The organism is Burkholderia sp. Bmkn7, assembly GCF_041103175.1.
GTDB lineage: Bacteria > Pseudomonadota > Gammaproteobacteria > Burkholderiales > Burkholderiaceae > Burkholderia > Burkholderia cepacia.
In genome coordinates, this window is record NZ_JBGCUH010000001.1 from 1,219,275 (window position 1) to 1,244,299 (window position 25,025).

General features: G+C 61.7%; 19 protein-coding genes and 2 pseudogenes. 7 read left to right on the plus strand and 14 right to left on the minus strand.

Features of this window, described 5'->3' with window-relative positions:
• The first annotated feature begins 143 nt into the window (after positions 1-143).
• Positions 144-2,225 carry a hypothetical protein gene (locus tag AB3K92_RS05460; protein ID WP_369464599.1) on the plus strand — a complete coding sequence of 694 codons (2,082 nt, stop codon included), beginning with the start codon at positions 144-146 and terminating at the stop codon, positions 2,223-2,225.
• Between the two features lie 365 nt (positions 2,226-2,590).
• Here AB3K92_RS05460 and AB3K92_RS05465 read toward each other — a convergent pair whose 3' ends face one another.
• The 5 genes from AB3K92_RS05465 to AB3K92_RS05485 form a co-directional block, all read right to left on the minus strand.
• Positions 2,591-3,514, minus strand: coding sequence for a LysR family transcriptional regulator (locus AB3K92_RS05465; protein WP_042973658.1), 924 nt, complete (start codon positions 3,512-3,514; stop codon positions 2,591-2,593).
• Positions 3,515-3,637: 123 nt separating this feature from the next.
• Positions 3,638-4,195, minus strand: a complete 558-nt coding sequence (locus AB3K92_RS05470) for an ester cyclase (RefSeq protein ID WP_369464600.1) — start codon at positions 4,193-4,195, stop codon at positions 3,638-3,640.
• A 122-nt stretch (positions 4,196-4,317) separates the two neighbouring features.
• On the minus strand, positions 4,318-5,364 hold the full coding sequence (locus tag AB3K92_RS05475) for a polysaccharide deacetylase family protein (protein WP_175925356.1): 1,047 nt from the start codon (positions 5,362-5,364) through the stop codon (positions 4,318-4,320).
• A 223-nt stretch (positions 5,365-5,587) separates the two neighbouring features.
• Positions 5,588-6,922, minus strand: a complete 1,335-nt coding sequence (locus tag AB3K92_RS05480) for an MFS transporter (RefSeq protein ID WP_369464601.1) — start codon at positions 6,920-6,922, stop codon at positions 5,588-5,590.
• A gap of 36 nt (positions 6,923-6,958) precedes the next feature.
• Positions 6,959-7,351 (minus strand): 5-carboxymethyl-2-hydroxymuconate Delta-isomerase, encoded by a 393-nt coding sequence (locus AB3K92_RS05485; protein WP_060377045.1) that lies wholly within the window; start codon positions 7,349-7,351, stop codon positions 6,959-6,961.
• Positions 7,352-7,449: 98 nt separating this feature from the next.
• Here AB3K92_RS05485 and AB3K92_RS05490 point away from each other — a divergent pair, with 98 nt between their 5' ends.
• Positions 7,450-8,412, plus strand: a complete 963-nt coding sequence (locus AB3K92_RS05490; protein ID WP_257251628.1) for a LysR substrate-binding domain-containing protein — start codon at positions 7,450-7,452, stop codon at positions 8,410-8,412.
• Between the two features lie 202 nt (positions 8,413-8,614).
• On the opposite strand, the gene AB3K92_RS05495 is transcribed toward AB3K92_RS05490, so the two are convergent.
• From AB3K92_RS05495 to AB3K92_RS05505, 3 genes and pseudogenes are all read right to left on the minus strand, one after another.
• Complete coding sequence (locus tag AB3K92_RS05495; protein ID WP_226205501.1) at positions 8,615-9,325, minus strand: SDR family oxidoreductase; 711 nt, start codon at positions 9,323-9,325, stop codon at positions 8,615-8,617.
• Positions 9,326-9,348: 23 nt separating this feature from the next.
• Positions 9,349-9,507, minus strand: a pseudogene (locus tag AB3K92_RS05500) (alkene reductase); the annotation flags it as partial.
• Between the two features lie 18 nt (positions 9,508-9,525).
• Positions 9,526-9,930, minus strand: a complete 405-nt coding sequence (locus AB3K92_RS05505) for a hypothetical protein (protein ID WP_059621536.1) — start codon at positions 9,928-9,930, stop codon at positions 9,526-9,528.
• Between the two features lie 360 nt (positions 9,931-10,290).
• On the opposite strand from AB3K92_RS05505, the pseudogene AB3K92_RS05510 reads away from it, so the two are divergent.
• Positions 10,291-10,494 (plus strand): annotated as a pseudogene (locus AB3K92_RS05510) (transposase); the annotation flags it as partial.
• Between the two features lie 178 nt (positions 10,495-10,672).
• On the opposite strand, the gene AB3K92_RS05515 reads toward AB3K92_RS05510, so the two are convergent.
• Positions 10,673-12,082 (minus strand): alpha/beta hydrolase domain-containing protein, encoded by a 1,410-nt coding sequence (locus tag AB3K92_RS05515; RefSeq protein ID WP_369464602.1) that lies wholly within the window; start codon positions 12,080-12,082, stop codon positions 10,673-10,675.
• Positions 12,083-12,773: 691 nt separating this feature from the next.
• Here AB3K92_RS05515 and AB3K92_RS05520 point away from each other — a divergent pair.
• Together AB3K92_RS05520 and AB3K92_RS05525 are read left to right on the plus strand one after the other, a co-directional pair.
• Complete coding sequence (locus AB3K92_RS05520) at positions 12,774-14,081, plus strand: hypothetical protein (RefSeq protein WP_369464603.1); 1,308 nt, start codon at positions 12,774-12,776, stop codon at positions 14,079-14,081.
• Between the two features lie 256 nt (positions 14,082-14,337).
• The gene (locus AB3K92_RS05525; RefSeq protein ID WP_369464604.1) at positions 14,338-15,291 is read left to right on the plus strand and encodes a helix-turn-helix domain-containing protein; all 954 of its coding nucleotides are present in this window, start codon (positions 14,338-14,340) and stop codon (positions 15,289-15,291) included.
• Between the two features lie 207 nt (positions 15,292-15,498).
• Here AB3K92_RS05525 and AB3K92_RS05530 read toward each other — a convergent pair whose 3' ends face one another.
• The 5 genes from AB3K92_RS05530 to AB3K92_RS05550 all read right to left on the minus strand — a co-directional run bounded on the left by AB3K92_RS05530 (position 15,499) and on the right by AB3K92_RS05550 (position 21,762).
• The gene (locus AB3K92_RS05530) at positions 15,499-16,755 is read right to left on the minus strand and encodes an NAD(P)/FAD-dependent oxidoreductase (RefSeq protein ID WP_369464605.1); all 1,257 of its coding nucleotides are present in this window, start codon (positions 16,753-16,755) and stop codon (positions 15,499-15,501) included.
• A 407-nt stretch (positions 16,756-17,162) separates the two neighbouring features.
• Complete coding sequence (locus tag AB3K92_RS05535; protein ID WP_021157738.1) at positions 17,163-17,516, minus strand: 2Fe-2S iron-sulfur cluster-binding protein; 354 nt, start codon at positions 17,514-17,516, stop codon at positions 17,163-17,165.
• A 62-nt stretch (positions 17,517-17,578) separates the two neighbouring features.
• Entirely contained in the window at positions 17,579-18,580 is a 1,002-nt protein-coding gene (locus AB3K92_RS05540; protein WP_051392171.1) for a sterol desaturase family protein, read from the minus strand.
• Between the two features lie 546 nt (positions 18,581-19,126).
• Positions 19,127-20,425, minus strand: coding sequence for a hypothetical protein (locus AB3K92_RS05545; protein ID WP_369464606.1), 1,299 nt, complete (start codon positions 20,423-20,425; stop codon positions 19,127-19,129).
• Positions 20,419-21,762: an MFS transporter gene (locus AB3K92_RS05550; protein WP_369464607.1), complete on the minus strand. Its 1,344-nt coding sequence runs from the start codon at positions 21,760-21,762 to the stop codon at positions 20,419-20,421. The genes AB3K92_RS05545 and AB3K92_RS05550 overlap by 7 nt, the downstream gene beginning before the upstream one ends.
• A 553-nt stretch (positions 21,763-22,315) precedes the next feature.
• Between AB3K92_RS05550 and AB3K92_RS05555 the strand changes: the two genes are divergently transcribed.
• Positions 22,316-23,260, plus strand: a complete 945-nt coding sequence (locus tag AB3K92_RS05555; protein WP_048027883.1) for a helix-turn-helix domain-containing protein — start codon at positions 22,316-22,318, stop codon at positions 23,258-23,260.
• 296 nt (positions 23,261-23,556) lie between these two features.
• Positions 23,557-24,996, plus strand: a complete 1,440-nt coding sequence (locus tag AB3K92_RS05560; RefSeq protein WP_021157743.1) for an APC family permease — start codon at positions 23,557-23,559, stop codon at positions 24,994-24,996.
• Positions 24,997-25,025: the final 29 nt, after the last annotated feature.

The window sequence follows — 25,025 nt, forward strand, 5'->3', positions numbered from 1 at the left end:
GCATGCAGTGCCATGTTATTTCCTGATTTTCATCCACCTGAATGATGATCAAAAAAAATGGCTTTGCGAGAATCCCGGCCATTCAGCGTGCATCAGCAGTGCATATGGCACGTATCAACCAGCAGGCTCTCGGGGGAAAAACAATGAAGCTCACACCTGTCGTATCCGGTATTGCAGTGCTCGTCCTGTCGGCTTGCGGCGGCGGTAGCAGTTCGTCCTCGTCGCCTGCCGAACCAACCGCACAGACGGTCAGCGGGGTCGCGGCCGCCGGCGCGGCGATGCAGGGTTCCACCGTGAAGCTGGTCGATGCCACCGGCAAAGCGGTTGACTGCCCGGCCGATGCGTCGAGCGGCGCGTTTCATTGCACCGTGACGGGCTTGAGCGCGCCGTTCGCATTGTCCGCGTACGGCAACGTCGCCGATTCGCAGGCCACGCTGATCGCGCTCAGCGCGAAAGCCGGCACGCAGACCATCAACATCACGCCGATCACGAACGCAATCGCCGCCACGATCATCGGCGACAACCCGACGAAGCTGCTCGCCGACACCGGCTTGCTGCAGAGCAAAGTCACCGCGCAGGCGGTTGCGAGCACCGTGCAAGCTTATTCGTCTGCGTTATCGGACCTGCTGGCCGCGACCGGCAATACGGGTGTCGACCTGATTTCCGGCCCGCTGACCGCCGGCGCACCGGGCCTCGACCGGCTGCTCGACCAGGTGAAGGTCAACGTGCTGCCGGATGGCGGCGTCCAGATCAGCTCGGTGGCAGGCGCGTCCAGCGATACGCCGGTACAGCTTCAGCTCGCACCGGGTGTCGCGCCGCAGGCCAGCGACAAGGCGAGCCTGCCGGCCGCCGCGACCATCAACGGTACGGTCGTGTCGAATTTGCCGAGCGCCAGCGATCTGGCAGCATTGCAGACCGCACTCAACCAGTGCTTCGCCGGCTCGACCGGCACCGCGCGCACGGGCGGCAGCGTAGCGGCGTGCGGCCGGATCTTCGTGGACGACGTCGCAGCGAGTGCGCTGAACGCCGGCGTGCCGGCTGCATATCTCAACAACGGGATGTCGGCCGACCAGGAGTTCGGTGCAGTGGCCGGCAGAACGCCGGGGATCGTCGCCGACGATGCAATGAACAACGCCAGCTTCAGCTTGCCGGAAGTGATCCGCGTCGTTGCCGGTGACACGATGTGGGTCAAGCTCGCGTGGACGCGCAGTGACGGCATTCGCGACGGCATGCAGCAGCACGTGCAACTGGCGGTGCGGGCGGGCAGTCTCGCGAGCGGCGACAACGGCTGGCGCGTGGTCGGCAATCAGCGAGCGGTACTGACCAAGGTGAACGCGAACGCACAAAAATGGGACTGGCTGAATCCGGCCAACCCGTCGACGGGAACCAATGCATTCGTCGATTCGCTCAACCTCCAGGTGGGCGCTGTCGATGCGGCCGGTACCGCCGTGGACTTCGCGATCGTGAACGGCCCGGGCTTGCGCAACGGCGTGTTCCTGCAGCCGTCGAGCGGCACCTGCGACACCCTGAACATCCGGGCGCAAATCGCGAGCGGGCAGACGCCGGCGCAGCTTGCCGCGCTGTCGAAGAATGCGCTGTGCCGCAACAATTTCCGCCTCGCCGGCGTCGCGCAGGATCCGGCCAGCCAGGGCCAGTTTACGTGGCCCGGCGACGCGCCGCGCAACAATACCGCGTGGGCGAAACCGCAACTGAGTGCCGCCGAGCTGGCCGACATCAAGCCGTTCAGCGCCTATACGATCGACGTATATCAGAACGGCAACACGTCGACACCAGCCAAACACTATACGGTTCGGTTGCGTACGCCGTCGCCGCTTCCCGAAGCGCTGCGCCAGTATGCGTGGCACGAGCTGGCGCAATCCACACGCGACAAGCTGACGCCGGGCACGGCCGATACATTCGTGGGCGGCACGACCTTCCCGCTGGCCTGGACGTCGAAGGCCGGACTACCGTTCGTCAAGCGCGGCAACGTGCAGATTCGCGCAACCGCGGCCGGGCAGACGGCGGCGACGTTCGTCAACGGTTCGGCATCGGCGTTGCCGGTCCAGCCGGGCGCTGCGGCGACGCTCAACGTGCCGGGCGACCAGGGCGTGGCGTTTCCGTCGGTCGCCGGATGGACCGGCAGCACGGACTTCTCGTTCGTGAATTTGAACTGGTCCGATCCGGTCGACACGCTCTTCACCGAGTCCTTCGAGTACGACCGGTAACGGGAGGCCCAAAATCGACGCTCGCTGACAGTCCCGTGCATGCCGGATCGTCTTGGTCGTGTCCGGCTGCGAGGAAAACGGCGAGCGTCGCGTCGAACCCGGCTCCGTGTCGTCGAGAAGCGGGGTCGTCTCTTCCCGAGCCGTACGAAGACGGCGAGCGGACATTCCGTGAAGCGATGCCTCGCGTCCGGCCCACACGTGATGGGTCCAGGTCACCCTGAACAGGCGGCGAGCATTCGCGGCATTTCCGGCACGACAGAAACGACTCGAAACCATGAGTGCCGCCGCCCTCCCCGCGACTCGCTCACTGGCCGCAAAGATCTGCGCGCATACAGGTCAAACCGATAGCCGCCGACAAAGGCGAGCTATCGCAGAAACGGCGCCAACGCTTCGGATGCTTCGGAAAACTGCTTTTCGAGGAAGTCGAGCAATGTGCGCACGCGCGGTGCCATATAATGCGTGCGCTGAAAGAGTGCGTTCACTGGCACGTCCGGGCAACGCCACTCCGGCAGGAGCAGTTTCAGCCGCCCTGCCTGCAGATCTGCGCCGATGTCCCAGATCGACTTCATGGCCACGCCGCGACCCTCTATCGCCCATTCGCGGGCAAGCGAACCGTCGTTCGTTTGACGTGAACTGTCGAGCGGTGCCGTGAACAATGCTGTCTCGCCATCGCGCGCGAAACGCCAGTTGTTCGCCGCGCCCGCTGCCGAAGAGAGTACGACGAACCGATGTTCGCGCAAATCGTCGGGATGGTTCGGCATGCCGTGCGCGGCAATGTAGTCGGGTGACGCACATAGTGCACGGCGATTGTCGGCCATGCGCTTGGCGACCATCGAACTGTCGGCCGGCACACCGAAGCGGATCGCGAGATCGATGTCGTCCTGCAGCAAATGTGACAGCGAATCGGACAGGACCAGCGTCAGCGTGACGTTCGGGTGGCGTTCGTTGAATTCGTCGAGCCATCGACGTAGCACGGTGCGTCCGAAATCGGACGTCGCCGACACGCGCAACGCCCCACTCACCGACGCCCGTCCGGCCTGCAATGCAGCGCGCGCATCTTCCAGGGTTTGCAGCGCATGCTGGCAATGTACGAGGTACAGGCGACCTTCGTCGGTGAGGCGCAGCTTGCGGGTCGACCGCTCGAACAGCTGAGTATGGAGTTCTCCCTCGAGCTTCACGAGCCGGGCGCTCGCCGCGGCGGGAGAGAGGCCGAGCTTTCTGCCGGCAGCCGAGAGACTGCCTTGGCTTGCCGTTTCAACGAAAAGGCGAATATCACCGAGATTGTCCATGATCGCGTCACGCGAAAATAATGATGGGTTGTGCCGCGCGATGCCCCGCGTGGGCCCCGGCATGGTAACGCGCCGCAGATCGAATCAGGAAAAGCCGACCGGCGGGATCGGCCCCATGCCCATTTACCTGGCGACCACGCCGAGTTGCTGGAGGAACGTCAGATTGTCCTCGAGATGCCAGTTGTCGGTGATCTTGCCGTCGCGAACGCGATAGATGTCCGTCGCGATGAAGTCAACCGCCTGCCCCTTTCCCTGCACGCCGTTGAAGCTGCCCGTGAAGTGACCGGTGAAGTGCAGATGGGTGATGACGCGGTCGCCTGCGACGATCATCTGTTCGACCTCGGCGTGAACGTCCGGCACGGCACCATGGAAACCCTTCGATGCCGCGAGTGGCCCCGCGATGCCCTGCGGCCGGCCGGCGGGCAACGTGCGGTCGGTGAAATCGGCCGCCAGCGCCTCGCGAGCCTGTGCCTCGTCACCCGTGCTCCAGAAGGTATCGTAAAGGCGTGCCGCACGGATCTGTTGCTCGGCCTGATGCTTCGACAGACTCTTGTCGATAATCAGCGTTTTCGGCTGTACGAGATTGTCGTCGGTGGCGGAAACGGCAGGCAATGCGGCAGCAGCTGTGGCGGCGGCCAACGCGATGCGGGAAACGACGGAAACGACGGTGCTGGCTTTCATGTCAGGCTCCTGTGCGGTGTGTTCGAAAAACGAAATGAATCCGGAAATGACGCGACTTTGAATGTTCAGGCGGGAATGCGTGCTGCGCGATCGAATCAGTGCGCAGCCGCTCGGGCAGTACCCTAGATCGTCTCGCTTTCGCGTACCGTAATCGGGCTTTTCAGGACGAACCGTGCAATGTCGTCCTTGCGCATGAACGCAACGCCGGGATGACTCTTCGCATAACGCAGAAACGCGTCCCATGCACGTGTCATCTGCGGCGTTCCGCTGATACGGTCATGCGCGCTGATTGACATCATGCGTCGACGCGATCCCGCCTCTTCGTACAGCTGATCGAAATCGAACTTGATCTGTTCGAGGAATTTTTCCGGCGAGTAATTCCGGCCCTCGACCAGCAGGATGTCGTTATTGCGCAGTGTGTACGGAACCACAACGAAATCCTTGCCGTTGACCTTTTCGATGAACGGCTCATCACGGCTCGTATCGTCGATGTGATAGACGTAGCCGAGCTCCTGCAGCAACGACAGTGTGTTCGGGCCGCGTCGCAGCCAGTTCGCGTTGTAGCCGATCGGGCGTTGACCGGTCACCTCTTCCACCATCGATCGCGCCTGGATCAGGAATTCGCGTTCCTGTGGCCGCGACATCGCGTACTGCGAGTTCCACGTCGGCCCGTGGCCCGAAGCCTCATGGCCGCGCACCACGATCTCCCGAGCAATCTCCGGATGCCGCTTCGCCGCCTCGCCGATCATATGAGCCGTCACCTTCACGTCGTGGCGATCCCAGAGATCCAGCATCCGGGGAATCCCTTCGCGATATCCATACGCAAACCACGCTTCGGCGGCCAGATCGGCGGGGACACTCGCCGGGAAATCGACCTTCGGGAACGGATTGTCGGCCCCCTTCGGGGGCTGCCCGCCCGCCTCGAACTGCATCGAGATTGAAATGACCAGCCGCGCGCCGTCAGGCCAGAATTCTCCCCGCCCGGGCGCAGCGACCGCGTTCGATTGGGAATGACTCGTTTGCGCGTCGACCTGTGCCGTTTGAAGCATCGCACCGACGGCGAAAGCACCCGCGCCGACACCGGCCTTGGTCAGGAAGGAACGGCGCGTCGGCTGATCCGGCGCCTGATTGATTGAATCACGATCCGTTTGATCGACCTGAATTGCCATAGTTGAACTCCTCACGACGCACAAGCGCGTCTCTGTCACCGCATTGCGGTGCGTGATGACGAATGAACAGATATTGAATGTCGCGCCAAACCGTGCGCGTGGAATGAATTCTCGGCAAACGCCCATATTTTGAAAATGGGCCTTGAAATGAATAGACTTTCAATCCAGACCAAAAAATTCGGATCTCACCGAAACCGGTCAGGCAAACTCGGCATGCGTCTCGTCAATGCCTCGCCACCCGCCGGTAAATGACGGTGAGTAACGCAGCCGCCAAAGCACTCAGTGCCAGCAACATGGTCGGCCCGATCGCATCGTGATGACGGTCTTTCAACCACCCGAACGCGATTGGTCCGGCGAAGCCCGCAAGGTTTCCGAAACAATTGATCGTCGCAATCCCCGCCGCCGCGGCCGTGCCGGTCAATCGCATGGTCGGCAGATGCCAGAACAGAGGCAATGCGGTCAGCGTGCCCGCGGCGGCGAGTGAAAGCCCCGCGATCACTACCGGCAGAGCACCGCTGAACGATGCGCTCAAAATGAAACCGACCGATGCCACACCGGCGCCGCCTACGACATAGGCCGCCCAGTTACCCGCACGGTCCGCGCTACGTGCGCCGACATTCATCGCCAGCACCGCGATCAAATACGGAATCGCACTGCAAACGCCGATCCATGACAGTTTCGTCAGACCCGTGTCCTTCACGAGCGTCGGAAGCCAGAAGCCGATTCCGTACAGACCGACGAGCAGCAGGAAATAAATCGTCGTCAGCAACACCATCTCCGATGCCGACAACCTGGATGCGCGCTGCGTCTCTTCGGCACGACCTGCATTGACATCGAGGCCTTGCAACACCGCATCCGCCTCTTCCGGCGACAGCCAGCGGGCATCGTTCGGGCGGCTCGGTAGCAGATAATGCACGGCGAGACCCACGACGACCGTCGGCAAGCCTTCAATTACAAACGTCCATTGCCATCCGGACAGCGCCGCGAATCCGTCGAGATTCGTCATGATCCAACCCGACAGCATGTTGCCGACAATGCCTGCGACCGCCGTCGCGCTCATGAACAACGTCGTCATCCGGCCGCGCCGGTGAGCAGGAAACCAGTAGGTCAGGTACAGCACGATGCCAGGGAAAAATCCGGCCTCCGCTACGCCAAGGATCAACCGCTGCAGATAGAAAGTGGCGGGAGAATGTACCCACGCGGCAGCGGCCGAAACGATCCCCCAGGTCACCATGATGCGGGCAATCCACACGCGCGCGCCCACACGATGCAGCATGAGGTTGCTCGGTACCTCGAACAAGAAATAGCCGACGAAGAATATGCCCGCGCCGATACCGTAGACGGTGTCGCTCAATCCAAGATCACCTGCCATCTGCAGTTTCGCGGCTCCGACGTTAACCCGGTCGAGATACGCAAGAACCTGAGCCACCAGAAGCAACGGCATCAGCTTCCAACCGATGCGTCGATAAAGTGCGTCGAGATCCGCAGGCGACGAGTCTGCCGAGATTGCTTTTCGTTCGTCGGGTGTCTCACACCCGGTGCTGCGCATGATGTCCATTTCAGTCTCCATGAATTGTTGTCGATACGTGCCACGTCATGCAGAAGCCCCCGTCTCGGCGTGGGTCCCGTCACGAACGGTCTTGATGTACGGCGCGCCGCTGAAATCGCAGACGAGTACGCAGCACTGCCAGCCGAATTCCGGCTGGATACGCTCGACGTCGTCTCGCACGACGTCGTGAATCAGCCTCCCCATTTCGTGCAGTACCGGCTCGCTCCTGGGCTTCGTCAGCAACAGCCTGACGACGACGAATTCGTTTGTCGGATCATCTCCGGACAAGAACTGTTCGGCCGTATAGATGCGGCTCTTCAATTCGGCAAGCAAAGCATGTCCTTGTGCCGCGAGCCGTTCGTGCAACGTACTCGTCAAGGATCGGAAATCGATCAGTCTCGCAATCCGGGGCGTGGATTCGATGATCAGGTGCGGCATGGCTTCACCTCTGTTGAAAGAATGCGTGGGTGAGAGGTTAGGATTCGGATCACCTGATGTAAATTTATGTTTTGCGTATCGATTCATTAGCCCCTGTTATGTATTCAGCCATCGATCTTCGCCTGCTGCGCAGCTTCATTGCGGTCGCGCGCTCGGGCAGCGTGACCCGCGGGGCAGCCCGGCTGCATTTGACTCAATCGGCACTTTCGCAGCACCTTCGTGAGCTCGCGGATCTGCTCGGCGTGACGCTGTTCGATCGGGTGGGTCGCGGCATTTTGCTCACTCAAGCGGGAGCAGACCTGTTCGCGGAAGTCGAGCCGATCCTGGAAAAACTCGACGTGACGCTTGCCAACGTCCGGAACCGCTCGCTCGAAGTTCACGGCACATTGCGCATTGGTGCGATCGACACCTACGCAAGATCGCTCGTGATACCGACGATATCGACGCTACTCGCCCGGCATTCTCAGCTGCGCGTGTCCGTTCACGAACTCCCGGCCGCGGCGATCGATCAAGGGCTGATCGAAACTGAACTGGATATCGGCGTGTCGTTCTCTCACTTGTCGAATGCGGACATCGAGCAGAGAACGTTGTTCACGGAACGGCTGGCGCTCGTCCGGCGATCTACCCGTCGCAGAGCCGGAAAGACCGTCAGCCTGCAAGAAGTTGCGCGCCAGCCGCTCGCGCTGCTGAATCGGACATTCGCCATGCGCGGGCAAATCGACGCCGCATGTGCGAATGCAAACATTGCGCTGGACGTTCGCGTGGAGGCTGCCAATGTCGATTCGCTGATACGGCTCGTCGAGCATGCCGGCTACGCAACAATCGCGAGCCCGCTGGCAGTGCAGGCCGGCTCGCGAATCGAAACGACGACTATCTCGGACGACAGCCTGGCGCGCATCGCTGCGTTGCGCTGGCGCCGCGGCAGGACCTTTACCCCCGCCATGGAATGTTTTGAAGAAGCGATGTTGCAAACGATCCGTTCGTCCGGCCTGGAAACGCCAGGCGGCGATTCGGTACGCATGTCGGAGCCGTCCCGTCGTCCGCGTATTCGACAGCGCTGACGGCATCCTGAACACGCCTGTTGCGTAGGCGGAACGGCTGTTCAGGAGGCGGATACTCCCCTTCGCCCCAACTCCGGACGAACGTGAGTGATTCACGAAGGAATTCCGCGAAAACGCGGACGCGCGGTACCAGCTGAAGCGACTGGAACTGACCGACTATCGGTACGATCCACGCACGCCCGGGTTGTCCCGACGCAGGGTGCTACGCGATCGCGCCACCACCGTCTACCAGCACCGTCGAACCCGTCGCATAAGGAGTCGACGCGAGGTAGAGCACGGCGTTCGCGACGTCCTCGGGTTGTCCAACTCGACCGGCCGGCAATCGCGCCGCCGCGCCTTCGTACATCCGGTCGCGCGCTTCCGCATCGATCTTCGACCAGAGAGGTGTCGCAATCAGGCCCGGGGATACCGTGTTGACACGTACCGGTGCAAGTTCGAGCGCAAGGCCTCTCGCCAACGATTCAAGCGCTGCGTTGATCGCGCCTTGCAAGACCGAATTCTTGCTCGGCCGCACGCTCAGAAAGCCCGACACAAACGTCAGGGAACCGCCTTGCCGAATGCGGACGGCCCGTGCGATGCGATACGCTCCCCAGAACTTGCTGTCCATCGCCGCATAGGCGTCGTCAAGCGCCAGACCACGCACCGGCCCCGTGGCTGTCTGGGCGGCCGATACGACAACGTGGTCGAATTCGCCCGCCGAATCGAGAAATGCACGGACGCTCGCGTCGTCGGTAATGTCCATTACGCCGGTGCTCACGCCATAACCGATCCTGTCTTTGCTCGCCGCCAGCCTGGCCGCATCGCGCGATGCAATCGTCACTGTCGCTCCGGCCTCCGCAAATGCACGTGCGGTCGCTTCACCTATCCCGGAGCTTCCGCCAACCACCAACACCTTTTGATCATCGAGTTTCATCGCCCGTTTCCTCCGTTAAGAATCTGTCCTTCAAACGCCACCGCCGATGGCACTACCGGCAACGCACCATCGTGGAAAGCCGGGTGCGACATCCTGCCTGCATGCCAAAGCTGTAAAAAGATGCGCGCGCCCTCTGCATGCACCGCTTCTGCCACGTTACGCCAGCCTTCGATCTGCGCGTCACAGTCCGACATACCGATTCAAGCATTCTTGATATCGCCTTGATCATTGCTTGCGAGTGTCGTCACGAACTCGACGCAAACGCCCGGAGCAATGGACACGAACAGCTGTCGCTCGTTGGAAAGCGGCACGTCGCTCAATGTGTAGTCGATCCGTCTGGTGGTCAGCCGCTCGATCAACGCCTCCCATTCGCGGCGCGCGTCGATGCGCAGCGCAATATGATCGATACGCGGTGTGCTACGACCTTTCTGCGCAGGAAGCGTCGCGCGCGTAACGTGAATCATCGGGTGACGATCGAGGTACAACCAATAGCCGTCCACGCTGAACGGCGGTCGGGGCCCGGTATCGAGACCGACAACCTCATCGAAAAAGCAACGGGTACCGTCGATGTCATCGGTAACGATGGTGGCGTGGTCGAAATGCATGGCTCATGCCTGTACGAGGGTGCGATGTCGTATTTTGTTGCCCCCGGGTCGATCTTGATAATTGGCTTTGCGATTGAATGATTTTCAACGATGACAAGAAGATGGGAAGTGCATGTTTCCACGCTCCCGATCAGCCTGGTCAGTGGCCGGGAAGATTCGGGAAGGTCAACGGAAAATGAAAACGGGTGCAGACCATGGTCTGCACCCGTTACGTCCCTTCCGCATCCCGGTATACCCCGTCACGAATCGGTGGTGACTGTAGCGCGACTCCGTCACGGGATCGGCTGCGACGATCAAGCCAGGATTGCTCGTCCCGGTGTGATTCGCGACCTCGATCAGACTTCTCAAGGTGCCTGCACGATCGACGGCCGCACCTCGCGACACGCCGGTAATGGCATCAGCCGAGTGATTCGCAAGCGCATCGAAGAGCACTTTGGCTGGTGCAAGACCGTCGGCCGGATTTGGCAGTCCGCGTATCGCGGCATCAAACGGGTCGACCAGCACTTCAAGCTGACGATGCTGGCGAGCAACCTAACTCGAATAGCTCGAATACGGGAATCGATGCCGCTGGGAGTGGAACGGCGAGCCGCTCCTGCGCAGCCGTTGCGCGGCAACGCGTCGGTCGGCCCGCTGACAAGCGGGGCATCCGGCACGACCCGCCAGCGACTCAACGGCCAATTGCATACGAAACCCATTTAAGTAGCGCCTCGGTCGTCACAACGAGGCGTTTTTCAACAGCCTGCTAGAAGTCCCCGGGTTGCGCAATCGGCCGAAGCGCAGCAGCATCGTCCGGCAGAAGATAACGCTCCTTGATCGACTTTGCTTTCGCCGCCTCGAATTCCTGCTCGTAGTTCTGGTAATTTCCGTACAACTTTCTCATCTTGCTTTTCGAATACGGAATCTTCGTGTCGTAGATCAGACCGCAACCCGTTTCCTGGTCGGTCATGTAGGTCGCGGACGGCACCTGAATCCAGGGTGGACGGACTCCCCCCTCCATGTTTCCAGTTACCAGATCGCGCACCACGGCCTTTCCGTTGCGGACGACCCTCGGCGCCTTCGGCATGGTCTCGCCGTTCCGCACCCATCTATCCATCCCGTCAAGGATTGCCGATACGACGTCCTCCACCGGCTCGTCATAGAGCGTTCGGCAACGCGGATCGTTACCCTTGCCGATATCGGCGGCCACCCACTCCTTCTCACCCGTGCCGAGATCGGCCTTTCGCAAGTGCGGCATGCCCGTCACTTCGTAATAACGAAGCTTGGGGCTGTCGGTGTCCGGCGGCAGCGGAATACCGGCGAGCACATCGTGCATCAATTCGGATTCGCTGAAGACCGTCACGAACGGTGCGTCGTCCGGCATCTTGCGCGGAACGCGAATGGATTCGCCCCCCACCTCGCCATAGGCCATGCGCCCCGCCATGTACGCGTCGATCAAAGGACGACCGTCAGGCATCCGCCATTGCTGGTGACGCCCCTGGTCGAGATAGTCCATCCATACTTGCGCCGTCACGGCCCAACTATCGACATAGACCCGCCGAACCTTCAGTGGCGCGAGCGGACTTTGCGGCGTATCGGACTTCAGCATCAGCGCCAATTGCGCACCGATGCCTTGCGATTGCGGAATGAACGGGTCCGGCACGTTGCCCAGCACGAAATGCTCGGGATCGTAATACACGCCCAGCGGCGCATAACGCGCGTAGTCGAAGCGACGCATGAAGTCGAAATTGACGATGTTTCCATACAACGCGATCTGGTCCGCCTGCTCCTTCGGCGTGTCCGATATGAACTTCGGATCGACCGCCGGCTTGTTGCTATTGAGCGTGTATCCCACGTAGGCGTATCCGCGACTCAGCAGATATTTCCGGGTAAGGATCCAGCCGGCGCCGCGCTCTCCGAACCAGCTGAACGGCTCGATTATCACGGTTCCATTGAAGCGGGCCGGGTCGGTCGGTGCGCGGACGAGAATCCGTGTCAGGTACGGCGCCTGGAACATCGTCTTCCCCGTCGCGGTAATGACCGGGGCGATACCGGATAGGTAGTATTCCTTCTCGGTGTACCCGTATCTGGCCAGATCGATATATTCGGTTCCAGGGCGGGAAGCCGACGACAGAGGCAGCTTACCGGAGGGTGGAACTTCGACGACGGTGGGCATTTGCGGGACCTCCGCGCGAACCGGTGCGGCCGTACCTGCCACGATCCAAACTCCCATCAAGACAACGTATCGGGCTTTCTCTATCAGACGGTGCATGTGAATATTTCCACTGTTGATGAGCCTGGTCACTGCGCGAAACACGTGCCCCACGGCGTCGCTTCACGAATGTCTTTCGGGCATCCCACGCCACGCTTCGACGAAAGCGCCACCCTTCCGTTTCCGGCATCTCTTATTCGCTGATGAGCGGTACTCCCGCGCGGGCTTTTCCTTCATGCGGCGCGGTGCCTCCGCGATTCCAGCTCGCCCTGCCGCCATCCCGCTGCACGGTCGACCAGGGGAGCACACCCGTCGGCGGCTCGACGCAAGTCATTAAACAGCGTCTCCAGACAGCGGTTTATCCAGAAATGGCAACTCCATACGGAACCGGGGGAATACCCTCGCGAAAGGAAACCGCCAACGGCAACGGCTCGATTGCGCCGCCACGTTTCGCATCGCCGCCTGCACCCGACCCTCGTACTTTGTGCTGATTTGGGCTACCACCGCACGGCATCGCGACTGAACACTCGAACCCGCGATTCGCGGTGCTCGTGACGACTTCAATGACGCGCTGTCTCCCGTCGACAGCGCGCGCTGCGCAGGGCACACCGTGTGCAGAAAAACTCCAGTGCGCCGCACATTTCAGGACAATTTCATGTATTCCGTTATCCGAATTTTGTTTCCGGCGCTGATCGTCATCGGCACATTTCCGTCGCCTGCAAGCGCATACGAGTTCTACAACGACGGGAGCACGAACATCGACGCGAATCTGAGCGTGGGCTACGGGTTCTTCAGTGTCCAGCGCAGTTATATCGACCGTCCGGGCGCAACCCGATGGCAGGAAGGCTTTCTGAAGTATGGCTTGAGCGGCGGCACGGCGATCCCCGGCGCAGGGTCGATCTACGGGGCCGTGAGTCTTCTCGGCTCCGCCACGTGGGGAGACGGCGACCCCGGCGGCTTTACGACCGGCCGCGAACGCCGCAACGCGCTCGAGGACGCCTACCTCGGCTGGAAATCCGGCGACTCGATTCCTGCAATGGGAAAGGACGGCATCGACATTTCCGCCGGCAGCCAGTACGTCAACGTGGGCTCCGGTTTCCTGATCAAAGGAGACAAAGTCAGTGCCGGCAGAGCTGTGGACGACGGCCGCTACGATCGCGGCGGCGCTTACTATCTGGCATCGCGCGTGGCTTTCTCGCGAACCGCAGTGCTGCGACTGGGCGGCGACACCGGATGGCATGGAAGCGCAATCTGGCTCAAATCGAACAATCATCTGCAAGCCGATACCGAGCTGGCCGTAGGCACCCTGGACTATACGGCCCAGCCGGGAACGCTCGGGCTCACCTTTGTCCATGGCATCAGCATCGACAAGCGATATGTCAGTACCCCAAGCCGCCTCGATCGCCCGGGGATGAACACGTACAGCATTCGAGGCGACGGTGACGCCGGGATCCCCAATACGCACTTCGCGTTCGAATATGCATACCAAACCAAACGATCCGGCAACGACAACGGGTGGTATGCCGAAGCCGGATATACGTTCCGGAATGTCCGGTGGCAGCCGTCGTTGAGCTATCGCTACACGCGTTATTCGAAGGATTTCGACTCGCTGTTCCAGGGTGGATTCGGCGATCGCTACCAGGGTGAAATCGCATCCAACTATTCGTTTTCATACAACTTCAATACGCGCATCCATGACGTCGGGCTCACAGTCCACCCGTCCGAAAAATTTACCGTGACCCTGATGTATTTCAACTTCCGGACGTTGTCCAATCGCTCGACCCTCGATCTCGACGCGTCCAAGCTGACACTCTATCTGGATTGGGCTCTGACCAAGCATCTCCAGTTTTCCCCGAACTTCGGTGTCTACAAACCGCGAAAATACGCTGCAAACGGCGGAAACCAGACCGGCAGCGCAGCCGCAAACTTCTATGCCAACCTGATGATCGTCGCGAATTTCTAGCGCAATCTTCGATCACCCCGCCGCACATCGCATCGCCGACATCGGACTTCGTGGCAGTCGCAACCGCTTACGGCGCCTCGACACGCCGAACTTGACGGAGTCATCGGACCGGCGGACGGGCTCGCGCGTTCCGGCTCGACATCCGCGGGTTTCCCCCGCTGGGATAACACACGATTTGTTCGCAGAATTTCTCCTGCCAAAAAAACGATCAGTCGCCCTACGCACGTCCTTCGCCGCCCCGTCGAGGTTTCCTGTCATGAAGAGCATCGACCGATTTGATGACGTGAATGCCCACGCCGCGTCGATCAAGCACTGGAATCAAACCTACAGCCAGATATCGGCGGGTTCGCTCGAAAGCTCGCTGATGCAACTTGCAAGCGCGCGCTGCCACCTTTTCCGGGAACGGATAAACCAGCGCGTCGTTCAACACGGCGAAGCTCCGTCGGGAAAGATTTGCTTCGCCATACCGATTTCGGCGTCCGGACCGGTCGTCATGCAAGGCCGCAAGGCAGACTGCAACAGCGTTCTCTTCCTGCGTAGCGGCGAGGAGTTCATGTTTCATATGCCAACGGGCATGGACATGCTCTCGATCAACTTCGATCGCGATATGTTCGAATCGGCACTATCGACCGTTGCGAACGCCCACGCGATCAACACGCTCCTCAAGCAACCCGTCATCACGTTGCCCAGACAGAGCCTGAACGCGTGCCGCCGTCGCCTGCTTGCGATATTTTCCGAGGCGTTCGTCGACGACGAAGGCGGCACCATCCAGCATGACGAAGGCGCGTTCGAGCAATTCGTTCTTCATGAAATGATTCGACTGATCAGCAGCCCGGATTGCAATCTACGTCAACGCAACGGCAGTTCCACCCAAAGTTTCATCGTCGAGAAATGTCATCACCTGACCATGTCAGAGAGCGTCAAGGTTCCCAGCGTGATGGAGCTGTGCCGGCAACTGCAGGTCAGCCGGCGTACCGTGCAGAACAGCTTTCGATCCGTGACCGGAACGACGCCGTTGAATTACCTTCGGTCCGTGCGGCTCAACGGCGTGCGTCGAAGCCTGATGTCGACGCATCCATCCAAACTCCTGATCGGTGACGCCGCCGCCCGATGGGGATTCTTCCACTTGAGCCATTTCGCCGAGGACTACCTGGCACTCTTCGGCGAGTTGCCTTCGCATACCAAAAGACCGGTTCGGAACGACGGATAGAAGCCGGACGAGCCGGCGCGGTCCGATCTCCGAGCCCGACCGCGATGCAGGGTGCCTCGCACCCATTCCGACGGCTGCGGCCACCACCCTGCTCGTCATCTTCCGCGACCGAATCCGCTGCCGGAGCGCACGCGGATTCACGTGATGGCCGACATACGACCGGTGACTCGCGTGCGCGAGGCGCCCGGTGTACCCCGAAAATGACGCTCAATTCACCTGTCCGGCGTCGATCATGGATCTGAGATCCGCGGTCGGGTCGGCCAGCGTCGCAGCGGGAATACGCGATCGCTGGGCGATCAGCTTGCGCGCCAGCACGTGGTCCGACGGCCGGTTCACGGAATGCGCAGCCGCCATCGCACCGTCGTGCAGGTAGAACACCGTAAAGCGATCGCTGGCGGGTGCACCGCGCAACACCACCTGGTCTCCGGACGATGGCAGACCGGCCATCTGGAATCTCAGGTCGTGCTGCTCGCTCCAGAACCATGGTACGGCCGAAAGCGGTTGAGGCCGACCGACCAGCACCGAGGCCGCGGCGCGCGCGCCGTCGCTGGCGGCCTGGATAGATTCAAACCGCATTCTGGCCGGACTACCCGGGAAAGGCGGCTGCGTCATGTTGGCCACGTCGCCGACGGCCAGTACGTTCCGCACCGAGGTGCGGCCCAACGCATCCACAAGGATGCCGTCGTCGCAGGCGATGCCGGCGGCATCGGCAAGCTCCGTGTTCGGCAATACGCCGATCCCTGTTACGACCAAGTCGCAATCCAACGTGCGGCCATCGTCGAACTGGACTGCCTCGACGCTACCCTGACGGCCCAGCAGCGCCCGTACGCTGCGGCCCAGTTCCAGCGAGACGCCGCGCCGGCGATGCGCATGCGCGACATAGTCCGACATGAACGCCGGGAAGGCGCGCGCGAGGAGGCGAGTCTGGCTCTCGACCACGGTAACCCGCGTTCCAGCCGAGCTCAGCGCGGCCGCGACCTCCAGACCAATAAACCCGCCGCCAACGATGCACGCGCTCGAGCAACCGCCAAGCCTGCGCTGCACCGCCAGCGCATCGTCGAGCGTGCGCAGTTGATGCACGCCCTGAAGCTCAGCACCGGGAACCGGAAGCGGGCGGCAGCGCGCGCCCGTCGCGAGAGCAAGCCAGCCGTATTCGAGATGCTCGCCGTCCGCCAGCCGCACGCTGCGCGCGGCCAGATCCAGCGCTGTAGCGCGCTGCCCCACGCGCAGATCGATGCATTGTTCAGTATAGAAATCCGGGCTGCGCAGCGCGAGCTGGCTCATGCCGGTCTTGCCCGTGAGCAGGCCCTTGGAAAGAGGCGGGCGCTGGTAGGGTGCGTGCGGCTCGTCTCCGATCAGGACGATAGGTCCATCGAATCCCAGTTCGCGCGCAGCCGCGGCGAGTTGAGTTCCGGCATACGAGGCACCGACGATAACGAGCGGCGCTTTTTGTGAGGATGTCAAAGTTGTCTCCCGAGGAAACGCCCTGGCAATCCACGGGTTTGAACCGGATCGGCGCACGGCGTGCGGCGTGCGCACCGGAACCGGCTGTCGAGGACGACGTTCGCCGGCAAACCGTCGCTTCGACAATCGCGCAGCCGGAACGATGTTCGACGAGGTGGATCACTTGCCGGGCAGTACGGACTCCGAATGCGTTGAAGAGGATGACGAGCGTGTCTCGCCGACAGGCAATCGGAGACGCCCACGCGAGCGCGTCTCCGATCGCCGAACCGGCCGCGGCCCCCGTCGATGCACAACGCGCACGAACGGGCACGAAACACGAAGATTCGCATTCGCGCCCCGGTTCATCGCCGTCGTACTCCGTCGAAGTACGCGCGCCGAGCCGTCAGGAACAGGCTCGGGATAGCCGCCTAGCCTTGCTTCTCGGGCATTCTCAGCACCAGGCCGTGCAATTCTCGTGTCAACTTGATCTGACAAGCGAGCCTGCTGTTCTCCTGCGTTGCACCCAACGGCTCGAGGAGGGCAAGCTCGATCGCCGGATCGGCTTTGCCGGTCACGCCGAGCCAGGGTTCGTCGACATAGACATGGCAAGTCGCACACGAGGCCTGGCCGCCGCAAAAGCCGTCGATACCCGGCACTCCATTTTCCAGTGCGGTCTCCATTGCATTGGCGCCGTCCGGCGCGACCACGACGTGCTCGTCGCCATTCGCTTCGATATAGGTAACTTTTGGCATATTCAAGAAAGGTGATTTTTTAACGAGCACGCGCGACTCTGTTCGATATCGAGTCGTGCGTGCGGCCTGGATATCCGCCCGTCGGCGAAAACTCACTCGTGGGTCGGCGTCACGGTATCCTGGCGAGCGCCGATTTGAAGCAAACCCTGCCAGAACGAAACGAATGGCTCGAGATAGAAACCTCGCAGGGTTTTGTGAGGATTTTTTTCCCCAAACTCCACTTCATTCAGCCCCCAGCGCCATGTTTCGTTCTTTTTCGGCAGATAAAGGGTTCCGAACATCCAGTCCCAGACCGTCAAAATCACCCCGTAGTTTTTATCTCGATGCGGCAGCTCGATGCTGTGATGGAGGTTATGCATGACAGGCGCGAGCACGATACGATTCACCCAGTTTCCGTACGAAACGTGCACGTGTACGTGAGACATCGTGTCGACGACAAAAAAGGAAACGTACACCTGAATTCCGATCACGGTCACGGTTCCCGGATTGACAGCGGTTCCGGTGGCGTAAAGCAGCAAGCCCAGCATCACGCCGGCGAAAAACGACGGAATCGTGTTCAGAAAAAAGAATTCGACCGGGTGTTGACGAAAGAGCGTCCATGGCGTCAGCGTTTCGGCCGTATGGTGCGGCTTGTGCAGTGGCCATAGGACGGGAACCTCGTGACACCAGCGGTGCACCCAGTAGCCGGAAAAATCCAGGGCCAGAAAATAGATAGCAAACTGAACCGCAACCATTTTCCAGTCGGTGTGCATCAGAGGCGCTCTCGCCCCGAAATACGTCGCCAGAAAACCCGCCAGATTGTCCGCCACCGATATCGCATTGATTGCGACGAATACAGAAAGTGGAAAACCGATCGCCAGAAGAATAATGCCGTTCCATCGGTCGACGCGAGCCGACGCGTGATCGTACTGGTCCTTCGGAAATACGGACCTCACCACCGCCCGTAACGTCACCGGCTCTCGTTCTTTTCTTGCCAGGAACGCGACCCATGCAACTACCACGAAATAAATCGGAAGACCCCATGCCCACTGCCGCAGCATTCCGATGGTCGGGTCATAAAAGTCAGCAACCGAGCTCCATATCTCATTTAGCATCTTCGTCTCCGGGATTGCATATTGTCACGAGCCAGGGCAGGGCCGCGAGTCGCGCACGCCGCGCTTGCCAGGTACCGTCTATGCCCGCGGCCTGTTCGACACAGAAGGAAGACGCGGCCGTCGGGATAGTGCGTTCATGGTGGTCTGCCGCCCTCCCACCGGCCAGTAACGAACGGTGGACGAACGGTTAACGAACGTTTTTTGGTGTTTTCGCGTGACCGGACAACTGCAATTCCCTGGGTAAACCCGATTTCATCGCATCGCGGATGCCTGCGTATCGCGGGCATATCGACTCCGGCGTGCATTGCGCCCGCTCTTCTGCTCCGCTCGCTTGCGGCGCGCACCGGTTCGGCCCAGCCGAAATAACGACGTCTCGAAACGGGAGGAACGGGTGGAGAAACAGAAGACGGCGCGGTATCGGGCATTCAATCTCGATGCGGCATCGAGAGCACATCCGGATCGCCGTCGAAACAGGTGCGTCCCGCATGTTCACCACGATCTCGAGCCCGGACCGGCTCCAGGGATCACCGTACGCAGCGCAACTTTTTATTTTGGTTTTGCGGGTTCGCCGGCTCCGGCTTTCTTGGGCGCAAGCTCGCTTTCTCTTACAGGCCACATCTGGCCGACCTTCAGATGGCGAACAATGACCGGCTTATTACCGACGTTCGACGGTCCGAATGTACGGACTTCATACAGTGCCTCGAACGTGTTATCGGAGCCGAGACTCTTCTTCAGCTTGTCCAGTTCGGATTTACTCGACGCAACATGTATCGCCTCCATGAGCGCAGGATCCCTGGTGCCAGCAATAACGACGATATGATTTCCCGATGAGCCCGGAAAGCTGGCTATATATGCATAGTCGCGGCGCATAATCCCCTCGGTCGAAGGGTTGTCCCAGTCGGATTGAAACTGATTCCCGCTCGCCCGATCGACAAGCGTATCGCCGTCGTCCGACAGAGAGAAACCCGAGATATCGCAAAGCGGTTCTTTCAGGTCCGCCAGATTCCTCAGCAAACCGACATAGACGAGATCGTGAGTCCGCAACATGTTGTTGGTGAAGCGCGACATCGCGATGGATTGCAGCGACGGCAGCTCACCGGCTCGCGCGGTCGCAATGATGGGAGTAATGGCAGCCATAGCCGGCGCCACACCTTCAGGAAGGGTGTAGGTATTCAAGTCGATATATTTTTGATTCGCGCCCGAGGTCCGCAACCGGTACTGACCCAACTCATCCGCAGAGTGAATTCGGGGGTCGAGTATCAGGCGGGAAACCTCGTTGTCGGAATCCAGCTCGCCGAAAACATAATCGCCGCCATAAACGACAAGAGTCGGAATATGGCTCCCCGCCAGCGCACTCCAGAGATTGGTCCCGAGGCGAGCGTCTCCGGCGGGATTGCCTGCGAACCAGTTCCAGCAAATCAGATTGAGCCCGGCGAGAAGCACGGCGCCCCCTGCGAACCACATCCAGGCGCCGCGTCGCAGGCGGCGGCGCGGTGCGGCACGTTCGTCTGCCTCGGCCGCAGCCGGCGGAACGACGACGAGCCGATATTCCCCGCGCGGAAGGGCCAGGCGTTCACCATGCTCGTCCGGTGGCAGTTCCTCGAGTTTCTTCCGTAGCCGGTGGACATGCACCCTCACGGTCGCATCGGCGGCAAGATCCACGTCGATGGATTTGCCGAAGACCGTTTGCGCAATCTCGATTTCCTTCGGTGCGGCGTCGGCCAGCGAACGTTCGAGCAGTAATTCGAAAAGACGATTGATCTGCGACGATTTTCCGAGCACGCCACTTTTTTGAATGCGTTCCCCGTGAGCAACGAGCCGCCTTGTGTCTTTGTCCTCTAGCACGCTCGACCTCCCCGGCTTGTACGGAGACACGCCCGTTCGCTCGCCGCGCGGCGCGGCGGCAGAGTGCGCGGCACCAGGCTCGTCACGAGCACCGAACCGACCACCAGTAGCCCCGCGACTACCCCGAGCCCGGCATGCGGCGTCCCCGTACGCGCAAACAGGAGGCCGACCAGCCACGAACTGAAGGCGCCGCCGAGCGAACCCAGCATGCTGATCACCGCGATGCCCGCCGCCGCCGCGCGACCGGTCAGTTGTGCAGCCGGAATCGTCCAGAAAACGATCGGCACGGTGAACGCGCACAGCTGCGCGGTCGCCAGCAAGGCCACGGTGATCCATACGTGGCCGACCGAGAAGCGCAGGAGCAGTAGACTGCACGCGGTGACGAGCATGCAGACCACCGTATGCCACCGGCGCTCGCCAAATCGGTCGGAACTCCATGCGATCGCCACGTTTCCGATCATCGTGAACACCGATATCAACCCGGATAACCAGCCGATTCCGGAGACGCTCGACACCCCGGCCGACTTCAGCACCGTGGGCGACCAGAACGTCACCGTCCCCATTCCGACGTAGATGCAGAAATAGATCGCGGCAAGCCCCAGCACGCGACCGTTGCCAACGATGTCGACAACGCCGACCCGGTCATGGCCGACCACGGCCGAGGCCCGCTCGGCGTCCAGATCGCGCAAGAGCGCCTGCCGGTCCAAAGACGACAGCCATGCCGCCTGTTCCGGCCGGTCGCTCAGCATCAGCGGCGCAACCAGCCCGAGCGCGATGGCCGGCAATCCCTCGATCAGAAACAGCCATTGCCATCCGCGCAACCCCATCACGCCCTGCATGTGCGCCATGATCCAGCCGGACAGCGGTCCGCCGATCATTCCAGCAACCGGAACGGCGAGCAGCAGCATGCTGTTGACACGGGCGCGCACCGCGTCCGGAAACCAGTACGACAGGTACAGGATCAGGCCCGGAAAGAAGCCGGCCTCGGCGGCGCCGAGCAGAAAACGCACCACGTACAGCGACACGCTGCCGGTCACGAACATCTGCGCCACCGTGCAAAGGCCCCACAGCACCATGATGCGCATCAGCGTGCGGCTCGCGCCGATGCGCGCCAGCACCAGATTGCTCGGCACCTCGAAGGCGGCGTAACTGATGAAGAAAATGGCCGTCGCGGAGCCGAACACGGCTTCGCTCAAGCCGAGATCCTGCAGGAACTGCAGCTTGGCGAACCCGATGTTGACGCGATCGACGAAGTTGATGACGTAGCAGACGAACAGAAACGGAATCACGCGCAGCGCGATCCGGCGGTACAAGACGGCAGGGGGTGACTCGGACATGGACCGCTCCCGGTAGGTGGAGATGCATCGGCAGTCGCGTGCGTTGCTCGCGGCTGTAATCGGCGGCGCCATGCATGCGCACGGCCAGTCGAAGCGCCACGGGAGAATTATACAAATCTCACAATTCGGGATTCATTGGTAGTTAACACGAGAAAATCCGCCGGGCGCCGCCTGCACCGCATCGCCAACCTTCATCCGTCAGCTTTGTAAGAAAACATCGAGATCCTGCGGATATCACGGTCATTTCGCCTACACTGCAAGGTATCGCACCATATCGCACGTAAACCCCCATCATAAAATAAATTCAATCTCATATAATGAGATTTATAAAAAAACGGCCACGAGCGTCAACGGGGTTTTCGATCGCGTCACCCGGTGTTTTTTTCTGGATATGATCGTCGGCGGGACCGGCCGCATGGCACGGCATCTTCGGAAGCCGTCCATCCGGGCGAATCCAGGCGAACCGCGCGCATCGCGCGTGCTGCCCGCGCCCGGGCAACCTGCGTCGGCCTCGGCCGGCATCGAATTTCAGACGGTATGCATCAGCCACGCCATGAATCTGCACGCTGAAACACTGTGCTTCTCGGATGTGTTCCTCCATTCCCAGGCGATCGTGAACTGGTCGCAGCACTACGACCAGATCAGTCCCGGCACCGCAACGACCACGCTGCGCCAGGTCGCCGGCCAGCGTTTCCACGTCTTTCGCGAACGCATCAATCAGCGCGTGATGCAGCACGGCCTCGCGCCGCGCGACCGGCTCTGCTTCGCGCTGCCGATCGTCAGCGCGGTCGCGCCCGTGGTCCAGGGGCGCACCGTCGAGCGCCCGAGCCTGCTGACGCTGCGCGGCGGCGAGGAGTTCGTCGCGCATCTGCCGTGCGACACCGAGGTGCTCGCCTTCACGATCGATCGCACGCTCACGGCCGATCGCGAACTGGACGAACTCGCGAACCTGCCTGCCCGCATCCTGAAGCAGCCGGTGCTGCCGATCTCGCCAGCACGCTACGGCCATGCGCTGGACGGGCTCGAGCGCGTGCTTTGCCAGGCGCTCGACAGCGGTTCGCTCACCGCACGCGATGCATTCGACGAACGCGTGCTCGCGCACAGTGTCGTCGGCATCCTGCTCGACCTCGTGCAGTCCGACGATGCCGATGCCGGCGCGCTGCCGTCGGCCTCGACGCAAAGCTACATCGTTCGCCGCAGCCAGGAAATCGCGCTCGAATGCGACGACGTGCCGACGGTGATCGATCTCTGTCACCACCTCAGAATCAGCCGCCGCACGCTGCAATACAGTTTCCAGAACGTGGTCGGCACGACGCCGACCGCCTATCTCCGCTCGATCCGGCTGAACGCCGTGCGGCGCTTCCTGATGACGACGCCCGAGACGATGCGGATCGGCGACGCGGCGGCGCAATTCGGCTTTTGCCACTTCGGGCGCTTCTCCGCGTACTACCAGCAGCATTTCCACGAGCTGCCGTCACACACGCCGCGCCTGAGCTGAGCCCGCGAACGACGCATGGTGGCGGCGCATCCGGGTAATCCCCTGCCGCCCCCGCGCATGCGGATTGCCGATAACGGACAACGCACGTGATTTAGGCACCGTAAATTTTTGTCGTCGGCCTGCTTGTGTGCGCTTCACCGCATCGAGCGGCCGTCCAAGCGCACACCTGTGTCGTCGTCGGTGGTCGGCCGTCGGCATCCCATGCCGGCTCGTCAGGATCGGCGCGCGGCACGGGAATATCGATCAGGCATGCCGGTGTCGATTCCTGACGGACGATCCGGCCAGCGGGACTACTCATGAACGAATCGTCACCCCGGTCCGAAGCGGGGCTCAGCAAGAACGCCGTCGGACTTTCACACATCGTTTTCTTCGTCGTCGCCGCGGCCGCGCCGCTCACCGCGATGGTCGGCGCGACGCCCGCGGCATTCTCGCTCGGCAACGGCCCCGGCGTGCCCGGCGTATTCGTGCTGGCGGGCGTCATGTACCTGATCTTCAGCATCGGCTATGCCGCGATGAGCCGGCACATCTCCAATGCGGGCGCGTTCTATGCGTATATCGCGAACGGGCTCGGACGCCCCGCCGGCGTGGGCGGCGCGTTCGTCGCGATCGTCGCGTACAACGCCGTGCAGATCGCGATCTACTGCATGTTCGGCTTTTTCCTGAACGACAGCATCCAGCGGCACTACGGCGTCGACGTGCCGTGGTGGGCGTTCGCGCTCGCGTGCGTCGTCGCGGTCCACGTCTGCGGCGCGCGACGCATCGAGTTCAGCGGCCGGCTGCTCGGCATGCTGATGATCGGCGAGATCGCGATCGTGATGCTGCTCGATCTCGCGATCGTCGTGCACGGCGCGAGCACCGGCGGCTTCAGCGCGAAACCGTTCAGCCCCGCGCTGGTGTTCGCACCCGGGCTCGGCACCGCGCTCGTGTTCGTGCTCGGCTCGTACATGGGCTTCGAGGCGACGGCGATCTTCTCCGAGGAGGCGCGCGACCCGAAACGTACGATTCCGCGGGCCACCTACCTGGCCGTGATCCTCATCATGGCGTTCTACGCGCTGTCGTCGTGGGCGATCGTCGAGGCGTGGGGCGAGGGGCAGATCGCCGCACAGGCGGGCCGCGATCCGGCCAATCTGTGGTTTGCCGTCAGCGGCCGGCTGCTCGGCGGCATCGCGACGGACGCGATGAACGTGCTGCTCGTCACGAGCCTCTTCGCGGCCATCCTGTCGTTCCACAACACGATCACGCGCTATTTCTACGCGATGGGCCGCGAACGCGTACTGTGGCGCAAGCTCGGTCATACGTGCCCCGTGCATCGTTGCCCGGATGTCGCCGGCAAGGTGCAGACGCTGATCGCGCTCACGGCCATCGTCGGATCGGCGGTGTTCCGCCTCGATCCGTTCGCGGTCGTGTTCTCGTGGATGAGTGCGCTGGCCACGATCGGCATCATCGCGGTGCAGATCCTGGTGGCGGCCTCGGTAATCGCATTCTTCGCGCGCGATCGCAGGGACGCCAGCGTCGTGCACCGCCTGATCGCGCCGCTCGTCAGCGTGATCGCGCTCGGTGCATGCCTCGTGCTGGTCGTGCGCAACCTGTCCGTGCTGAGCGGATCGGATTCGACCTTCGTCGCGATGTTTCCGTATTTCCTCGTCGCCGTCGGCGCGCTCGGCATCCGCGCCGCGCTGCGGCTGAAGCGCAGCGATCCCGACCTGTACCGCGAACTCGGGCGCGCCGCCCAGTAGCCGCTGGCCAGTAGCCGCTGCCCGGACGG